Raw genomic sequence first — 308 nt, forward strand, 5'->3', positions numbered from 1 at the left:
GGATATTCAGGACCTATAACATCGTGGAATATAAGAGTCCTGAGGACTATATCAGTGTAAATGATTTTTACAAGGTCCTGGGTTATGTATGTATTTATCAGGCTGACACCAGAAAAGTTTTGGAGATACCGCCGGAAGAATTGACCATCACACTGGTTGGGGACCATTACCCAAGACGTCTGGTCCGGCATCTAAAGAGACGGTATGGGGTAAGGATCAGGAATGTCACAAAGGGCATCTATTACATAGAGGACTTTATCTTCCCTGTGCAGCTGCTGGTAACAGAACAGTTGTCAAAAGAAGAATAC

Annotated in this window: 1 pseudogene; it reads left to right on the forward strand. The window is 43.2% G+C overall.

From position 1 onward, the window contains the following. Window positions 1–308 (forward strand): annotated as a pseudogene (locus LK536_RS58650) (hypothetical protein); the annotation flags it as partial.

It is taken from the genome of Clostridium pacaense, from assembly GCF_020709765.2.
Lineage (GTDB): Bacteria > Bacillota > Clostridia > Lachnospirales > Lachnospiraceae > Enterocloster > Enterocloster hominis.